General features: G+C 41.9%; 17 protein-coding genes and 1 tRNA gene. 4 read left to right on the top strand and 14 right to left on the bottom strand.

All coding sequences use genetic code 11. The annotated features are described in order from the left end of the window. Positions 1 to 32: 32 nt before the first annotated feature. On the bottom strand, positions 33 to 872 hold the full coding sequence (locus GT674_RS11340; RefSeq protein ID WP_161285794.1) for a DegV family protein: 840 nt from the start codon (positions 870 to 872) through the stop codon (positions 33 to 35). A 155-nt stretch (positions 873 to 1,027) separates the two neighbouring features. Here GT674_RS11340 and GT674_RS11335 point away from each other — a divergent pair, with 155 nt between their 5' ends. Further along, positions 1,028 to 1,531 (top strand): DUF5721 family protein, encoded by a 504-nt coding sequence (locus tag GT674_RS11335; RefSeq protein WP_161285793.1) that lies wholly within the window; start codon positions 1,028 to 1,030, stop codon positions 1,529 to 1,531. Here GT674_RS11335 and GT674_RS11330 read toward each other — a convergent pair. From GT674_RS11330 to GT674_RS11295, 7 genes are all read right to left on the bottom strand, one after another. Beyond that, positions 1,507 to 1,890 carry a sporulation initiation factor Spo0A C-terminal domain-containing protein gene (locus GT674_RS11330; RefSeq protein WP_161285792.1) on the bottom strand — a complete coding sequence of 128 codons (384 nt, stop codon included), beginning with the start codon at positions 1,888 to 1,890 and terminating at the stop codon, positions 1,507 to 1,509. The two genes, GT674_RS11335 and GT674_RS11330, sit on opposite strands and share 25 nt — an antisense overlap. 273 nt (positions 1,891 to 2,163) lie before the next feature. Further along, entirely contained in the window at positions 2,164 to 4,209 is a 2,046-nt protein-coding gene (gene htpG, locus GT674_RS11325) for a molecular chaperone HtpG (protein WP_161285791.1), read from the bottom strand. Positions 4,210 to 4,337: 128 nt separating this feature from the next. After that, entirely contained in the window at positions 4,338 to 7,133 is a 2,796-nt protein-coding gene (locus GT674_RS17425; protein WP_243149110.1) for a hypothetical protein, read from the bottom strand. 239 nt (positions 7,134 to 7,372) lie between these two features. Then, entirely contained in the window at positions 7,373 to 7,630 is a 258-nt protein-coding gene (locus tag GT674_RS11310) for a glyoxalase (RefSeq protein ID WP_161285790.1), read from the bottom strand. After that, on the bottom strand, positions 7,609 to 8,436 hold the full coding sequence (locus tag GT674_RS11305) for an HAD family hydrolase (RefSeq protein WP_161285789.1): 828 nt from the start codon (positions 8,434 to 8,436) through the stop codon (positions 7,609 to 7,611). Before GT674_RS11305 ends, GT674_RS11310 begins: the two co-directional genes overlap by 22 nt. Continuing rightward, complete coding sequence (locus GT674_RS11300) at positions 8,414 to 9,094, bottom strand: HAD family hydrolase (protein ID WP_161285788.1); 681 nt, start codon at positions 9,092 to 9,094, stop codon at positions 8,414 to 8,416. The genes GT674_RS11305 and GT674_RS11300 overlap by 23 nt, the downstream gene beginning before the upstream one ends. A 4-nt stretch (positions 9,095 to 9,098) precedes the next feature. After that, positions 9,099 to 9,692, bottom strand: a complete 594-nt coding sequence (locus GT674_RS11295; protein ID WP_161285787.1) for a Maf family protein — start codon at positions 9,690 to 9,692, stop codon at positions 9,099 to 9,101. Positions 9,693 to 9,886: 194 nt separating this feature from the next. Here GT674_RS11295 and GT674_RS11290 point away from each other — a divergent pair. The 3 genes from GT674_RS11290 to GT674_RS11280 all read left to right on the top strand — a co-directional run bounded on the left by GT674_RS11290 (position 9,887) and on the right by GT674_RS11280 (position 12,686). Beyond that, positions 9,887 to 9,959, top strand: a tRNA-Thr gene (locus GT674_RS11290). A 235-nt stretch (positions 9,960 to 10,194) separates the two neighbouring features. Further along, complete coding sequence (locus tag GT674_RS11285; protein WP_161285786.1) at positions 10,195 to 10,704, top strand: Uma2 family endonuclease; 510 nt, start codon at positions 10,195 to 10,197, stop codon at positions 10,702 to 10,704. A gap of 314 nt (positions 10,705 to 11,018) precedes the next feature. Further along, positions 11,019 to 12,686 carry a glutamine--tRNA ligase/YqeY domain fusion protein gene (locus GT674_RS11280; protein ID WP_161285785.1) on the top strand — a complete coding sequence of 556 codons (1,668 nt, stop codon included), beginning with the start codon at positions 11,019 to 11,021 and terminating at the stop codon, positions 12,684 to 12,686. Positions 12,687 to 12,742: 56 nt separating this feature from the next. On the opposite strand, the gene GT674_RS11275 is transcribed toward GT674_RS11280, so the two are convergent. The 6 genes from GT674_RS11275 to ispF form a co-directional block, all read right to left on the bottom strand. After that, positions 12,743 to 13,108 (bottom strand): hypothetical protein, encoded by a 366-nt coding sequence (locus tag GT674_RS11275; protein WP_161285784.1) that lies wholly within the window; start codon positions 13,106 to 13,108, stop codon positions 12,743 to 12,745. Positions 13,109 to 13,209: 101 nt separating this feature from the next. Beyond that, on the bottom strand, positions 13,210 to 13,809 hold the full coding sequence (locus GT674_RS11270; RefSeq protein ID WP_161285783.1) for a sigma-70 family RNA polymerase sigma factor: 600 nt from the start codon (positions 13,807 to 13,809) through the stop codon (positions 13,210 to 13,212). A 16-nt stretch (positions 13,810 to 13,825) separates the two neighbouring features. Then, entirely contained in the window at positions 13,826 to 14,569 is a 744-nt protein-coding gene (rlmB, locus tag GT674_RS11265) for a 23S rRNA (guanosine(2251)-2'-O)-methyltransferase RlmB (RefSeq protein WP_161285782.1), read from the bottom strand. Then, positions 14,566 to 14,991 carry a Mini-ribonuclease 3 gene (locus tag GT674_RS11260; protein ID WP_161285781.1) on the bottom strand — a complete coding sequence of 142 codons (426 nt, stop codon included), beginning with the start codon at positions 14,989 to 14,991 and terminating at the stop codon, positions 14,566 to 14,568. The genes rlmB and GT674_RS11260 overlap by 4 nt, the downstream gene beginning before the upstream one ends. Continuing rightward, positions 14,976 to 16,385, bottom strand: a complete 1,410-nt coding sequence (gene cysS, locus GT674_RS11255; protein WP_161285780.1) for a cysteine--tRNA ligase — start codon at positions 16,383 to 16,385, stop codon at positions 14,976 to 14,978. Before cysS ends, GT674_RS11260 begins: the two co-directional genes overlap by 16 nt. Positions 16,386 to 16,402: 17 nt before the next feature. Beyond that, positions 16,403 to 16,897, bottom strand: a complete 495-nt coding sequence (gene ispF, locus GT674_RS11250) for a 2-C-methyl-D-erythritol 2,4-cyclodiphosphate synthase (RefSeq protein WP_161285779.1) — start codon at positions 16,895 to 16,897, stop codon at positions 16,403 to 16,405. Between the last annotated feature and the right edge of the window lie 2 nt (positions 16,898 to 16,899).

Genomic DNA, 16,899 nt, shown 5'->3' with positions numbered 1-16,899 from the left:
AGAGAAGTACAAAAGTGAAGTACCTTTCTGGCCTATACCGCAACGATCACGCCACCGTCGTTTGCATACATACTGCTCACTCCGGCAGTGTCAAGAACCACAATATTCTTAAACGGCATTTTTTCCTGAAGTGCATTCTTCAGAAGTATTGCTCTCTCATGACAGTTGCAATGTGAAATTGCAAGTACTTTCTCTTCACTGTTCTGTGTCTTCTCTGCAATCTGTCCTGCCATTTTTACCAGTGCTTTGTTAATGCCACGTGCCTGATCCAGCTGGCAGATATTCCCCTCATCTGTAGACCCCATAACCGGTTTAATCTTTAATGCACTTGCAACAAGAGCCTTCACTTTACTCAGGCGTCCGTTCTTACGAAGAGTCTCCAGATTATCAAGAACAAAAAACGTATGCTGTCCGGCAATATATTCATCAACCGTTTCGATTACTTTCTCAAAGGAATATCCCGCTTCCTCGCATTCCTGGATTTTCATTCCAATCAATGTCTGCCCTATAGATGCCGATTTCGAATTAAAAATATGGATCTTTCTGCCCGGCTTTTCTTCCTCGAGAAGATTTCTTCCCAGCACAGCACTGTTATAAGATCCACTAAGTTCTGCCGAAAGCGTTACTGCATAAATATGATCTGCGTCACAGTCAAACGCCTTCATATATCGTTCCGGAGAGGGGCATGCTGATTTCGGGCACTCCGGAGAAGCAGCCACCTTCTTCAGAAAATCAGCCTGATCAAAAGTCTCATCATCTATAATACTCTCTCCACCCACGTTCAAAGTAAGCGCTACTGATTCAAAATGTTCGTCTTTCTTCCATTCGTCTAACAATTCACCGCAACTATCTATAATAATCTTATAACTCAATTATATCGTCCTCTTTCCCGTAATATGTAGTTTCGAATACCACATCTATATTAACATATAGACCATTGTTTGAAAAGAGTTTTTGTAAAAACTATATTCTTTTTTTCGGTTCTGTTCTATAATAGAAGAAACAGCAAATATGAAGGAGATTTTAAATGCTTGCACTCAAAATCAACACCACCAAAACTTTTATGCACAAGTTACTGATCGGAGATGCCTTTCATGTTTTTTCACTTGTCGAGGCATCTATTACAACCTTTAATCAGTTTCATATAGACGGAAAACTGCATATGGATTTTTTTGATACAGATACTGAACAGCAATTATCCGCGGACAAGATCATCTATTCTTCCTGGGGTGATGTAAAAGCATACTGCTACTCCATTATCCGCGGGAAGCTTCCTCCTCTTCAGTTTAAATTTATCATGCGCCTTTCTCCGTCTCAGATAAATATCCTGCCTGCAAATAATATTTTTTCTTTTTCCGACAGCGAACTATCAGATCTGTTTTTAAATATTCAGTTCAAAAATAATGAACTTCTTTGCACAACCGGCATTTTTTCTCAGGTCTTTACCCTTGATAAAACATCTGAAACCACATGGGATAACGCTGTATTAGATTTTTTCAGGTATCATCAGATTGATTTTACCATACTGTAATCTAAATAGGGCATCCTGTCAGAGTCTGTCGTTTCTATTTCGATCTGGGCCAGATAGTATGCCATCATATCAATAAATTCGCTGTTTGTCGGCTTATATCGCAGCGGATAACCCGCAATCTCATCCATGGCTTCTTTATTTGATTCCCAACAGACATTGATTACCGTTCTGATATCATGTTCTACATTTACTGAGGTCGACTTGAACTGTTTTGCCAGAGATGGATATATGTCTTTTGTAATTTTAATGGGATGATCCTGAATCTCCATAAACATCCTTACAGCTTCCGCGACATAATAGTATCCCTTATATTTGGAAGTTACACCTAATTGCCGTATCAATCGATATACGTTTCTCATACCTTTTCCCTCCGCTTTTCATTTTCAATATTATACGACATATTTTGCTTCTTTTCTGTTTTCCTAGCAAAATAGTCCTTCCTCGATAAAAGAATACATTTCCGGAAAAATATCTCGATTTTTCGACAAAACAATATCACCACACAGAAATAGAATAAAAATTTTTACACCATTTGTCAATCATATAAAGCAAAAAGATTCCCGAATATGGATTTTATTATTTTCCATATCCGGGAATCCTGTAAATATCCTCACTTAATCTCCGTGACGCTCTTATTTTGCGATCATCATCAGAATCTCATTGCTTCTCTTAACAAATTTTGTCATTTCATCCGGTGAAAGCTGTTTATGACTGAGCATAGCCAGATCATACAGCTGTTCACAGATCACTGCTGCATGCTCAGATTCCTGATTCTTGCCAAGGAACTGCACCAGAGGATGATTTGCATTCAGTACGAGTGTTTCCTGTCCACCAAACATAGATGGATCCATTCCATACATATTATACATTTTCATCATATCCTGCATACGACGGCTTTCCTCAGAAAGTGTCATCATTGCTGCTACGGATTCATTCTTAAGGTTCTCCACCTTAACTTCCAGTTTATCCTTGTTCAGGCTCTTACGAAACAGTTCTGTCAGGGTCTTGGCAGTCTCTTCATCTGCTGCTCCGTCACCTTTGAGTTCTTCTGTAAGATCAGCATCAATTCTCTTAAACTGAATGGTCTGATCTTTCTGCTCAAGATGTGAGATAAATGCAGTATCAATATTGTGTGACAGGATCACAGCATTCTTTCCTGCCTCCTTAAACATATTGATATACTGGCTCTGCTGCACAGGATCTGTCACATAGAAAATAGTGGTTTTTTCCGGTTCTTTATCCTCATCAGTTTTCTCTGTATCTTTTGCTTCGGCAGTTTCTTCTGGCTCTTCTTTTTTATTCTGTTCAATACAGTCTTTCAGAGTCATATATTTATTGTCGAGGTCCTTGAACAGAATATAGTCATGCAGTTTTTCTGCAAACTTACCATCTTTGATGCAGCCGAATTTGATAAACGGACTGATGTCATCCCAGTATTTCTCATAGGATTCCCGGTCAGTCTTGCACATACCTGTCAGCTTGTCGGCAACTTTTTTGGAAATATACTCTGAAATTTTCTGGACAAATCCATCATTCTGCAGAGCACTTCTGGATACGTTCAGTGGAAGATCCGGGCAATCGATCACACCTTTAAGAAGGAGCAGGAATTCCGGAATTACCTCCTTGATGTTATCCGCAATAAATACCTGATTGTTATACAGCTTGATGGTTCCCTCAATAGAGTCATACTCTGTGTTGATCTTCGGGAAGTACAGGATACCTTTCAGATTAAATGGATAATCCATATTCAGATGAATCCAGAACAGAGGCTCCTTGTAATCCATAAATACTTTACGATAGAATTCCTTGTAATCCTCATCTGTGCATTCATTCGGATGTCTCATCCACAATGGATTAGGATCGCTTAAAGATACCGGACGCTTATTGATCTTAACCTTATCCTTTGCAGGAGAAACTTCTACAACTTCCTTCTCACCGTTTTCATTTTCTTTCTCTTCGGTTTTGGCTTCTTCATGAATATGCTCTACAACCACATCATCATCACGAAGTTCTGATTCATCGATCGTCTCATATTCCTGTTCTGCATTTGCCTTGGAGAGATAAATATTTACCGGCATGAAAGAACAGTATTTCTCAATCACTTCGCGCATACGATATTCATTACAGAACTCCAGGCTTTCTTCATTCAGGAATAAAGTAATTTCTGTTCCTGGTACTGTTCTGTCACCATCCTGCATATCGTACTCTGTTCCGCCATCACAGGTCCAGTGTACAGCTGTTGCTCCATCCTTGTAAGAAAGTGTATCAATATGCACTTCATCTGCAACCATAAATGCAGAATAGAATCCCAGTCCAAAGTGTCCGATCATCTGATCATCTGTAGTTTTGTCCTTATATTTCTCAAGAAACTCTGTTGCACCGGAAAAAGCGATCTGTGTGATATATTCCTCCACTTCATCACCTGTCATACCGATACCATTATCAATGAATTTCAGGGTTTTGGCATCTGGATCCACCACTACCTGTACTGCTGGTTTATAATCATCCGGGAATGTATACTCTCCCATTACTTCCAGCTTCTTAAGTTTGGTGATCGCGTCGCATCCGTTGGACACCAGTTCTCTTACAAAAATATCATGGTCTGAATACAGCCACTTTTTTATTATAGGAAAAATATTTTCACTGTTGATTGACAAATTTCCATGTTTTGCTGCCATAAAAAACACGCTCCTTTGTTTCTTTTGATTTCATTTTTATATATACTAATACCATTTTTTATAAAAGTCAAGAAAAAATTAGCACTCATTTAAAATGAGTGCTAACAAATCAGTATTTATATCGTTTCTTATTTCTTTTTCTTTTTATAATAGATTATACCGCAGATTGCTCCAACTGCAATGAGTAATACAATGACAAAGGGCAGAATCACTGTAGCATCATTTGTTCGCACTGATTTTTTCTGATTTGCAGTCGGCGTTACATTTGTTCCCGGTGCAGTAACCTTTGCTTTGGTAATACTGAATGCCACCTGTTTGGCATCCTGTGCATCCGTGTTTTTCCAGCTTTCTCCATTATACTGCTGCTGCTGAAAAACAACCTTCAATCTATAATCTCCGCTTTTGGCTAATCCAAAGCAGGCGGTATACGGTGCTTCGTCCCATGTATTTGTATTAATAACAGTCCAGTTCAGCGGAATATAACGGATATCCCCCTTCTTAGGTGAGCTGTTATCCATTCCTGCTCCCACTGCTGTAAAAGATATTTTGGACTGTGTTGTATAAACGCCATTATGCTCAATTCCTGTGATCTTGTTGTCATCTGCTGAAGCTTTCTTAGGTGTATAGGCTTCTACATTGACTTTGACATAAGCCGCCAGTTCCACCTTATTATCATTGTCCACTCCATCCGGAAGTGTCACTGCTCCTTTCACTGTAAAACTCTGTGCTGCTGTATCAGAAACCTTATAGGAACAGTTCTGAACATCCCAGGCAACCTTCGCCTTTGCCTTTCCTCCAGTGGTTTCAATTACTACAACGGAAGGCAGCTGCAATTTCTGTGCGTCTTTTGCTGTACCGTTTGCAATTCCACTGATATCTGATGGATTCTGGATCTTTGTAAGAGAAACTGTTCCTTTAAGTACCTGAAAATATGCATCGAAAGCAGTTTCTGTCGCCTCTGAAGAAATTTTTATCGTTTCCTGATAACTGTTCACATCAAGGCCGGATATTGGTATTACTGTAAATACTGCTGTTTCCCCTGGCTGGATAGTCAGTGCAGAAGAGGCTGTTACTGTAAAATATTTTGCAGTCGGCTGAATGAGCGTTTCCGTCACATTGCCATTATTCGTCACTGTGACCTGCTGTCCGCCAATTCCGCTGTACCCCTTTTTGGCACTTGCAAAATCAAGTGTATCTGTTGAAATTCCAAGACTGTGCTTTGCTGTATCAACCGTGACAGATGCTGTGAGCACAATATTCTGTCCGGAAGTGGTATCTGTGATTGTAAACGACTCTGTATAAGTACCTGCTGACAGGTTATTCTTCGGACGTACTGAGAATGCAGCTGTACCGCCATTTGCAGATATCTGCTGCGATGATAAGGAAACATCAAAATATCGAATTTCTCCCTGATCACTAAAAACATCTGACAGAACTGCATCTGCATTACCTTCATTCGTCAACGTTGCGGTCTTTGCCTGCGGTGCCTCTGTATAACCCTCTACCACGCTTCCAAAATCCGCTTCAGCCATATCAGAACGAACCTTACTCTCCAGGGGCACCTGTGTTGGTTCCGGCGTCGGTGTATCTTCCGGTACTTGTGTCGGTTCCGGCGTCGGTGTGTCTTCCGGTACTTGTGTTGGTTCCGGCGTCGGTGTGTCTTCCGGTACCTGTGTTGGTTCCGGCGTCGGTGTGTCTTCCGGTATCTGTGTCGGTTCCGGCGTCGGTGTATCTTCCGGTGCCTCTTCTGTGATGGTCATCTGTGCTTTAAAAGAAGCTTCTGCTCCCTCCTCTGTCTGATAGGTGATTGTATCATCGTAAGTACCAGGCTGTGTTCCTACTCTCGGTGCAATCCATACCTGCACACTCTGTCCGGCCTCCAATGGTTCTGTAATATCCTGTACTGCAAAATGTTCCGGACTGATTCCCACAAAATTCAGTGTTTCTGTTCCTGTGTTCTTGATCGTAATATACTGTGCCAGCTCATCCTCCTGCCCCGGAACAACATTTCCAAAGTTCAGAACATCACTGCTTCCATCTCCGACTTCTGCTTCTGCCTGATAGGCTTTCTCGTCTGTATCTTCCGGAATGGTATCTCCCTCTCCATAGGTTCCATCTTCCGTTGCTGCCGGGATTCCATCCACAGAAGAACTTCCTGCATCACCGGAAGTCTGTTCATTATCTGCCGCATTTTCTGTATCTTCTGTATTTTCTACATTCTCTGCTTCTTCTGAACTTTCGTTGCCTTCCTCTGGATAAAGTTCCTCCTGATATTCATTTAAACTCGGCTCTTCTTCTGTATTTTGTTCATACTGTTCCGGCTGTGATGTCTCTGTATCTTCCGTTGCTGCCGGAATTCCATCCACAGATTCGGATCCCGCTTCATCCTCTTCCTTTGCTTCAGGGATTTCCAGTGTTTCTTCTGATGTTTCCTCGGATGCGTTTGCATCCTGGGACTCATTCTCCCCCATATCCTCAGTATTCAATTCTGTCTTCGTCTGATTCTGTTCTGCCGCTTCTACCGTTTCTGTGACAGTTGCCGTAGTTGCCGTCAGGCTGCCACTGAATCCCTTGTCTTCCAGTCCGGTAATTGTAAGAACAATCTTTGAATCCACATCGTCTTTTACTATTGTATATGTCTTTTCTTTACCAAGCTGTTTCAGTTCCGGTTTTTCACCCTGCTGTTCTTTTTTCTCATCCTCTGGTGTCTTACGGAACCATTCATAACTGACACTGTCCTCTGTTACTCCCTCTGTTTTTATCCCCTTCAAATCAGCACTCAGTACGGTTCCTGCTGCTGCCAGACCCTGGATTTTTAACTGTCCGTCCAGTGCCTTGGATGTCTCTGCAAATACTGTCGCCGGAAGCAGCGATAATATCATAAACACAGACATAATAATCGCAAGAAATCTCCTTCTGCTCATAATCTTCCTCCTTTTGGATTATATTTTTCATCATAACTCACTCATGCCACGCACGCAATATTACTGTGTTTTTCTCTTCCTGTATCGTCATTATAGCATGATACAACAATATCATGTAATCTCTATTTTACATAAAGCACAAAAGAACTCCATTCTTTAAGGCTTTCTTTCGCCAAATGAATGGAGTTCTTTTTCTTGTCTGTTCTTTATTCTTCATGGAACTGTCTCAGAGTTTCATTCTATCCTTCTACTACAAGATATCCACCTGAAGGAAGCCTAAACACCTCACTTGCATCTTCCAGTTCCTCGTCTGTCATTCCGCTTATATCCGCCCCTGACTCATCAAAATACGCACGAACTTCCTTTAATGTTTTTAATTCCATTGCCATACAATCTTCCAGAAATTCCTCTGCCTCTTCATAAGAAGCTGCGACTTCTTCATCAAAAAGCCGTCCCTGATTTTGCAGAAATGTTTCTATGCTTTCTTTTGTATACATTCTCTCAATACCTCCTCTATATTTCCTCCTGCCCGGATCAGTTTCTCCAGGATCAGTTCTACTCGTTCTGTCTGATAGGCAGCCGCCCTCTTGACACCTGGCTTCGCATGAGCCATGGCAAAGCTGTACGGTACCGATTCCAGCATTGCTATATCATTATATTCATCACCGAATACAACACACTCTTCTGGTTTTATGCCAAAACGCTTCTGATACTCCTTAAGACCTCTTGCTTTGTTCGTCTCAAACGGAACAAAATCTACCCAGGCAAATCCCGATGTCACTACTGTACACTTATCTCCAAAGCGTTCTCGCCAGTAACGGATAGACTCTTCCTGAATTCCTCCTCTTTCATATACGGCCACTTTCATGCATGGCTCTTTGATCTCATCAAAGCTCTCGATATCTCTGCAGTTGTTTTTGACCACATTCAGCATTAAATCTCTGTAATGCGCTGTCTTTGGACGGATATAATAGAAGTCTTTCGTGGAGCAGGTGAATTCCGCTCCCTTTCTGTCATAGATTGCTTCTACAAGTTCTTTTACCAGTGCCGGTGGAAAACTATCCTGGTAGAGCACCTTCTCATTCTGGACAGCCAAGCCTCCGTTTTCGCTGATAAAAGCCATCTCATCTGCCACAGGTTCAAACAAACGCTTCATATTTGCATACTGTCTTCCACTTGCTGCCACAAATAAAATGCCAAGTTCTTTTAATTTCTTTATTAAAGGAAAAAGTTCCTCTGGAAGGCTCTGTGCTCCATTCAGAAGCAGTGTCCCATCCAGATCACTTGCAACCAGTTTTGTCATAATTTAGTTCCTCGTATATCTTTAGTAAATCCTTAGGTTTCTCTGCCACAATCTCAGCACCGCTGCTTTCAAGTTCTTCCCTGTCCCTGAATCCCCATAATGCACCTATCGTATGCATGCCAGCCGCTGTACCTGTCTCCATATCCGTTTTTGTATCTCCAATATACATACATTCTTCCGGTAAAGCATCAAATTCTGCGGCTGCTTTAAGAGGGCCATCCGGAGCCGGTTTCCTGCGGATCGCGTCACTCTGTCCGATCACCAGATCAAAGCATCCTGTAAACATTTTGTCAATGACTTTAACCGCTGCTATATGCGGTTTATTGGTACACACTGCCAGTTTCACACCTGCCGCTCTCAATGCATGCAGAAGTTCCATAATTCCTTCATACGGAACCACTTTATATAAGGGATCTTCATCAAACTTCTTTCTGTAAAGTTCTCTGCATTCTTCAAAACGAGTAAACCCAGGGTCTCCGGCGTCTCTGAGACATCGGCGCACAAGCATATCCGCCCCTTCGCCACTGTAATATTTAAAGTTTTCTGTCGGCTGTTCTTTAAGTCCCATATCTCTCAGGATCTCATTTGCAACATATGCCATAGAGTCCAGTGTATTGGCAAGAGTTCCGTCCAGATCAAAAATACATGCCTTTATCATGATTCTATCCTCGTAATTCTATTCCATGTTCTTTTGCTTCGTAAAACAGTCTTCCTACCGGAAGTCCTACCACATTTGTATAGTCACCTCTGATGCCTCTTACATATGCGCCAAATGCTCCCTGGATCCCATAACTTCCGGCCTTGTCCATCGGCTCCCCTGTAGCCACATATGCCCGAATTTCCTCTTCAGATACAGGATAAAAAGAAACATCTGTGCATTCTGCAAAAGTGAGCGTCTTCCAGGACAAATTCTCCCTCTGTTCCATGACGGTCACACCAGTGTAGACCTGATGTGTATTTCCCTGGAGCATCATCAGTGTATTGACTGCTTCTTCTTCATTCCTGGGTTTTCCAAGAATTTTTCCATCAAAAGACACTATCGTATCTGCACCCAGAATAATCGTTCCATCTTCCATATCAAATTTTGACGCAACTGCCATTGCCTTCTGTAATGACAATTCCTCTACGATTTCTTCCGGTATTTCCTTTGTGATCCTCTCTTCGCTGTTTCCAGGGCATACCTGAAAGATCACACCGACATTTGCCAGAAGTTCTCTTCTCCTTGGTGATGCCGAAGCAAGTATGATTTTCTTCATGTATATGTCTTCCTTATATATCATTTTCTTCTGTTTCAGTATACCCTCTCCCCACCAAACTGGCAACTATCAAAATAGCAAAAACTCTTTTCCAAAAAAGATTAAAAAAAGTCAAAATAAAGTGTTGACAACAATCTCTACTTCTGCTAATATTATCAACTGTGAGCGGCAGTTAACCGCTTTATGAAGCAATTGCTGATGTGGCTCAGTCGGTAGAGCGTCGCCTTGGTAAGGCGGAGGTCACGGGTTCGATTCCCGTCATCAGCTTTATTTTTTTGCCTATTTTACAGGGTTTTCGGAGATTCTGGTATCAAAAAGTAATCAGACCATGTGTTTGGTTACTTTTTTTGTTTCTGCATCTGAAAATCAGCTCTTCACGGTGGAATCCCTACAACTGGAGCAAATATTGACTGGCAAGTTAATTTGTTGATTGTTCTGGCTTAATCAGATATAATACTGGTAACAGCATTGAACGACTTAACTCTTGAAAGGAGTGTATAATATGGATTGGAATTTGAAGATTACAGATATGGCAGGTGCTTATATTGAGCATTCCACAGTAATTACAAACTTTGTTGCAACTGTTTATCCTCAGTTGAAAGACAGTGTATGCAGGGTATACGGAGATAACGTCCAGTATAAATGGACTGTTGATAATGAAGAAAAAAAGCTGATTCCAGACGCAACAATTAATTGCAGAATCCATCAGCGAAAGGGGAATTCTTTTTTTGATACTCCACGTTTTGTCATGGAAGTTTTATCTCCATCTACCGAAAAATACGATCGTACAGAAAAAATGGAATTATACAGGCAACAGGAAGTAGAAGAATACTGGATTGTTGATTGGCGAACCAAAACCGTAGAAATCTATGAACTGGACTACGAAAATGACATTCCGAAATATTATCTGTGGAAGACTATCACAGAAACCAACAAGGACGAACTGCGAATCGTTCATTTTCCTAATATCAAGATAACCTTTGACGAACTGTTTGACGGAATTGATTATTAAGACACAAGATAATTCTATTGATAATCTATGTGCCTATGTCTGTATTGTGTAATAGCATTTTTTCATTTGCTTCATCCTGTTATTTGCCATGTATGCAGGATTTCCTCCTTGTTTTATTTCGAATTATGTTATACAATATAAAAGTTATTTAACTTTCTATACACTTTGCATTTATACTGTGATATAATGCAAAGTAATCAAAACCAGATTTTCGATAAAAGCCTTGTATTTTCTTGATTTTTTAACTGTTAGAGTAATCAAAAGTAATCAAGCCGAAAGTCTGGAAAACATTGAATTACTCAGGAGGGACAGAGATGGAGAACGAAACTGTTTCCAAAAATTTTATTGAGAACATCATTGACAAAGATCTGGCCGAAGGTGTATATGATACCGTACACACCCGTTTCCCACCGGAACCTAACGGGTACCTCCATATCGGACATGCTAAATCCATTCTTTTGAACTATGGACTTGCTAAAGAATACAACGGCAAATTTAATATGCGTTTCGACGACACCAACCCTACCAAGGAAAAAAGCGAATTTGTAGAATCTATCAAAGCTGACATCAAATGGCTTGGTGCCGACTGGGAGGACAGACTTTTCTTCGCATCTGATTATTTTCCACAGATGTATGAAGCTGCCATCAAACTGATCAAGAAAGGTAAGGCTTATGTCTGTGACCTGACTGCTGATCAGATTCGTGAATACCGTGGTACTCTTACTGAACCAGGCAAGGAAAGCCCATACCGCAGCCGCAGCGTCGAAGAGAACCTTCAGCTTTTTGAAGAAATGAAAGACGGCAAATATCAGGACGGAGAAAAAGTCCTCCGTGCCAAAATCGATATGGCATCTCCTAACATGAATATGCGTGACCCGGTTATTTATCGAGTTGCCCATATGACACATCACAGAACCGGTGATACCTGGTGCATCTATCCAATGTATGATTTTGCCCACCCGATCGAGGATGCTATCGAGGGCATCACACATTCTATCTGTACACTGGAATTCGAAGACCACAGACCGCTTTATGACTGGGTTGTAAGAGAGCTGGAATATCCTCAGCCACCAAAACAGATTGAATTTGCAAAATTATACCTCACAAACGTTGTTACCGGAAAGCGTTACATCAAAAAACTTGTCGAGGATGGTATTGTTGACGGCTGGGATGATCCTCGTCTTGTTTCCATCGCTGCTCTTCGAAGAAGAGGTTTTACTCCGGAATCCATCAAGATGTTTGTTGATCTCTGCGGTGTTTCCAAAGCCAACAGTTCTGTTGATTACGCTATGCTGGAGTACTGTATCCGTGAGGATCTTAAGCTGAAACGTCCTCGTATGATGGCAGTTCTTGATCCGATCAAGCTTGTGATCGACAACTATCCAGAAGGACAGGTAGAATACCTGGAAGCTCCAAACAATATGGAAAATGAGGCTCTTGGAACTCGTAAGATTCCATTCAGCAGAGAATTATACATTGAGCGTGATGACTTCATGATCGATCCGCCGCGTAAATATAAGAGGCTTTTTGTAGGTGCTGAGGTTCGTCTGATGAACGCTTATTTCGTTACCTGTACAGGATTCGAGGCAGACGATGACGGCACTGTACGTGTTGTACACTGCACCTACGATCCGGAAACCAAAGGAGGAAACGCTCCGGACGGACGTAAAGTCAAGGGAACTATCCACTGGGTAGAAGCCTCCAATGCAGGAAAGGCAACTGTTCGTCTCTATGAAAATATCGTAGATGAAGAAAAGGGTGTTTACAACAAGGAAGATGGTTCTCTGAATGTAAATCCAAACTCCCTGACCACCGTAACTGCTTATGTAGAACCAGCACTTATGGAAGCAAAAGGATATGACAGCTTCCAGTTTGTAAGAAACGGTTTCTTCTGTGCTGATATTCATGATTCTAAGGAAGGCGAACCGGTATTTAACCGTATCGTATCTCTCAAAAGTTCATTCAGACTTCCAAAAGCCTGAATCTCAAAAATACCCTGCCGGTAATCCAGCAGGGTATTTTTTATCATATTTATCGATTACGCTTCTGTCTCAGGAGTTTCTGCTTCTTCTGTTGTTTCTTCTGTTTCCTCAGTTTCCTGAACCTCTTCTTTTATTTCATCTTCGACTGCTTTCTCTGCCTCTGCTTCTTCCGCTTCTTTCTCGACAGATTCGTCAACCGCCTCTTCGTTTTCTTCCCAGGCTTTAAATGATTCACTGGTTTCTTTCTTGTCTTCTTCCTGCTCTTTCTCTTCTTCGCAGTCATCTTCGAAATCATCATCAAAATCGTCTTCGAAATCATCGAGCGGTTTTTTCTTCAAAACCAGTGCTGCCACTGCTCCTGCTGCTACGGCCGCAGCTGCTCCAACTGCAACAAATCCCCAATATTTGTTTAATTTTGCCATAATACTCTGCTCCTTTCATTTCTCTGGCTTTCAGCCAGTTTGTTGTTACGGTTCGCTCCGTTCACAGTTTGTTCTTTGTCATAAAGATTAGAATAATTATACTATTGTTTATCCCAAAAGGAAAGTGAAAAATTTCGAATCTTGCCTCGTATCCTCTGCAATGCATTGTCAATGGATTTCGGTGTTTTTCCCATCATTTCTGCAATCCGGACATAACCATAGCCCTTCAGATAATATTCCAAAACGCGATTTTCCATCGGACTTAGTACCCTGCGGATTTCCTGTTCAAGATTCTTGACACTTTCCTGATCAATGATAATGTTTTCGGGATTTTCCCACCATGAGGCCTCCAGTTCGTTCGATTCCTGCTCCTCGCTAAGCGAAATATAAGAATTCAACGGTTTATGCTTCTGTCTGTTTGAATTCTGAACAGCACTATAAAGCTGTCTGTCAATGCACATCCCCGCAAAAGTCTGAAATGACGCTTCCTTATCTGGCTGATAACTCTGGACAGCCTTGAAAAGTCCGATCATTCCCTCCTGTATCAGATCATCCGTCTCTCCACCGATCAAAAACATGGTTCTTGCTTTCTTGCGAACAAATCCTTTATATTTTTCCATCAGATAATCTGATATTTCTGCCTCACCGGACCTGAGTCTGGCAATCAATTCTTCATCTGTGCATTTCGCATACCGGCACATAAAGAAACTCCATTTCTTATTTGCTTTCTGATGCAAGACGCTGTCTTACGATCTCATAGGCAAGAACGCCAGCTGCAACAGACGCATTCAGGGAATCGATATCCCCCTTCATCGGAATCGATGCAGTAAAATCACATGCTTCCTTCACCAGACGACTGACTCCCTCTCCCTCATTTCCGATCACAAGTCCGATCGGTCCTGTCAGATTCATACGGTACATACTTTCTCCGCCCATATCGGCACAGACAAACCAGATTCCTTTTTCTTTGAGTTCCTCCATAGTACGTACCAGATTCGTTACTTTGGCAACCGGAGTATAATTAATTGCCCCTGCTGATGTTTTGGCAACTGTGGATGTCAGGCCGACAGCTCTTCTCTTCGGGATGATAACACCATGTGCTCCCGCCAGATTTGCAGTACGGATGATCGCCCCAAGATTATGAGGGTCTTCCACATTGTCCAGAAGAATCAGGAATGGCGGTTCGCCCTTTTCTTCTGCCTTTGCAAGAATATCCTCCACTGTGCTGTACTCATATGCAGCAACCTGGGCTATCACTCCCTGGTGTGCTCTAGTTTCGCTGAGCTGATCCAGTCTTTCCTTCGATACATAATTAATGATCGTGTCTTTTTTGCGTGCTTCTCTCGCGATCGTGCGTACCGGTCCATCCTGACAACCATCCAGGATAAAAAGTTTATCTACGCACTTTCCTGAACGAAAAGCTTCCAGAACCGCATTGCGTCCTTCAATCTGTTCACTCATAATCTGTCCTCTCCGATTCCCATACGGATCAGTTCGATCATCCGTGTGTAATCTTCTTTTAAATATAAATATCCCATCAACGCCTCAAACCCTGTTGCCCTTCGGTAATCTGCCATAGTGGCATGCTTTGCCATGGTGGGTGAATGTGCATTACGGCCTCTGCGGTAAATATCATGTTCTTCCTGGGTCAGTTTCTCCTCGATCACTTCCATGATCGCTGACTGTGAAGCGGCCTTTACCAGTGCACTTGCCTTTTTGTGAAGCTGATTAACCGGGCAATTGCCCTTCTTGACAAGAATCGTGCGAATGATCAGTTCATAAATCCCATCACCGATATATGCCAGGGTCAGCGGAGAATAGCTCCGCAGATCCTGCTGTTTTAAATGAAACTGTTCTTCAAGCTGCATCAGATTCGTTTCCATTTTACACCCTCACGAGTATCCTTCAGTTCGATACCTTTTTCAAGAAGCAGTCCTCGGATTTCATCTGCTCTGGCAAAATCTTTTGCTTTTCTTGCATTCTGACGTTCAGCGATCAGATTTTCAATTTCTTCATCAAGAATTTCTTCTTTTTTCTCAAGAGTCAGTCCGAGAACATCGCAGAGTTTGGTCATCACTTCCAGAGTATAGGCTGCAAATTCTGCTGAACTTCCCTCCTGCACATTAGTATTTGCAAATTTAACAAGTTCAAATACTGCTGCCAGTGCGTCTGCTGTATTAAAATCATCATCCATAGCTTCTTCAAACTTGGTTACAAAGGCTTCCTCTTCCTTCATCAGCTTTCTTTCTTCTTCTGCTGCTTCCTGAGCAGCAGCTGCTGCCTTGCGGTCACGAAGTCTTGCTGCTGCCTCTGTGATTCTCTCCAGAGCATTTCTTGAAGCTTCCATCAAATCTGCACTGAAGTTGAGCGGGCTTCTGTAATGCGCGTTCAGCATGAAAAAGCGGAGAACCTGCAGATCATATTTCTCACCAATTTCTCGAACTGTGCGGAAATTTCCAAGAGATTTTGACATTTTACGGTTATCAATGTTCAGAAATGCATTGTGCATCCAGTATTTTGCAAAAGGAACTCCATTGCAGCATTCACTCTGTGCAATTTCATTCTCGTGATGTGGAAATACAAGATCCTCTCCACCTGCATGGATATCAATCTCCTCACCAAGATATTTCTTTGACATGACAGAGCATTCAATATGCCAGCCCGGTCTTCCGTCACACCACGGAGATTTCCAGTATGGCTCTCCTTCTTTTTTGGGTTTCCAGAGTACAAAATCCAGCGGATCTTCCTTCTGATCCTCACCGGATACCTGCAGAGAACGGAAACCTGACTGCAGATCATCAAGATTCTTATGAGAAAGTTTGCCGTATTCTTTGAATTTCTTTACACGGAAATATACAGTCCCATCAGCGACAGGATATGCATAGCCTTTGTCAATCAGGGTCTGGATCATATCGATCATTCCATCGATTTCCTGTGTTGCAAGAGGATGTGTGGTAGCTGGCTTCACATTCATGCCTGCCATATCTTTCTTACACTCTGCAATATAACGCTGTGAAATCTCTTCCGGACTTACTCCTTCTTCATTTGCTTTCTTGATGATCTTGTCATCTACATCTGTAAAATTTGAAACATAATTGACATCATAGCCTTTGTATTCCAGATAACGGCGAACAGTGTCAAAAATGATCATCGGTCTTGCATTTCCGATATGGATCAGATTATATACCGTAGGTCCGCACACATACATGCGCACCTTTCCCTCTTCCAGCGGTACAAATTCTTCTTTTTTACGTGACATTGTATTAAAAAGTCTCATGTTTCTTTCCTCCAGTATTATTTAGTGACAGGGGCATCCTGTATATCCGTGAGAAGGCAGATTGCCTGAGAAGAGATTCCCTCTCCTGTTCCGGTAAATCCAAGTCCTTCTTCTGTGGTTGCCTTAATATTGATCTTTGATTCCAGGATTCCAAGCGCATCGGCCATATTTTTACGCATCTGCGGAATATGCGGTGCCATCTTTGGTTTCTGTGCAATGATCGTTGCATCAATATTTCCGATTTCATATCCATGTTCTTTCAGAAGTTCAGCAACATGGATCAGAAGCTTCACACTGGAAATCCCCTTATATTTCGGATCTGTATCCGGAAAATGTTTCCCGATATCTCCAAGTGCTGCTGCTCCAAGCAGGGCATCCATCACTGCATGAAGCAGTACATCTGCGTCAGAATGTCCAAGAAGTCCCTTTTCCCAGGGGATTTTGACTCCTCCAAGGATCAGGTCTCTGTTTTCTGTCAGCTTATGTACATCATATCCCATTCCAACTCTCATGA

Origin of the sequence: Blautia sp. BIOML-A1, assembly GCF_009883055.1 — a bacterium.
Lineage (GTDB): Bacteria > Bacillota > Clostridia > Lachnospirales > Lachnospiraceae > Blautia_A.
This window is presented reverse-complemented; position numbering and strand designations above follow the sequence as displayed.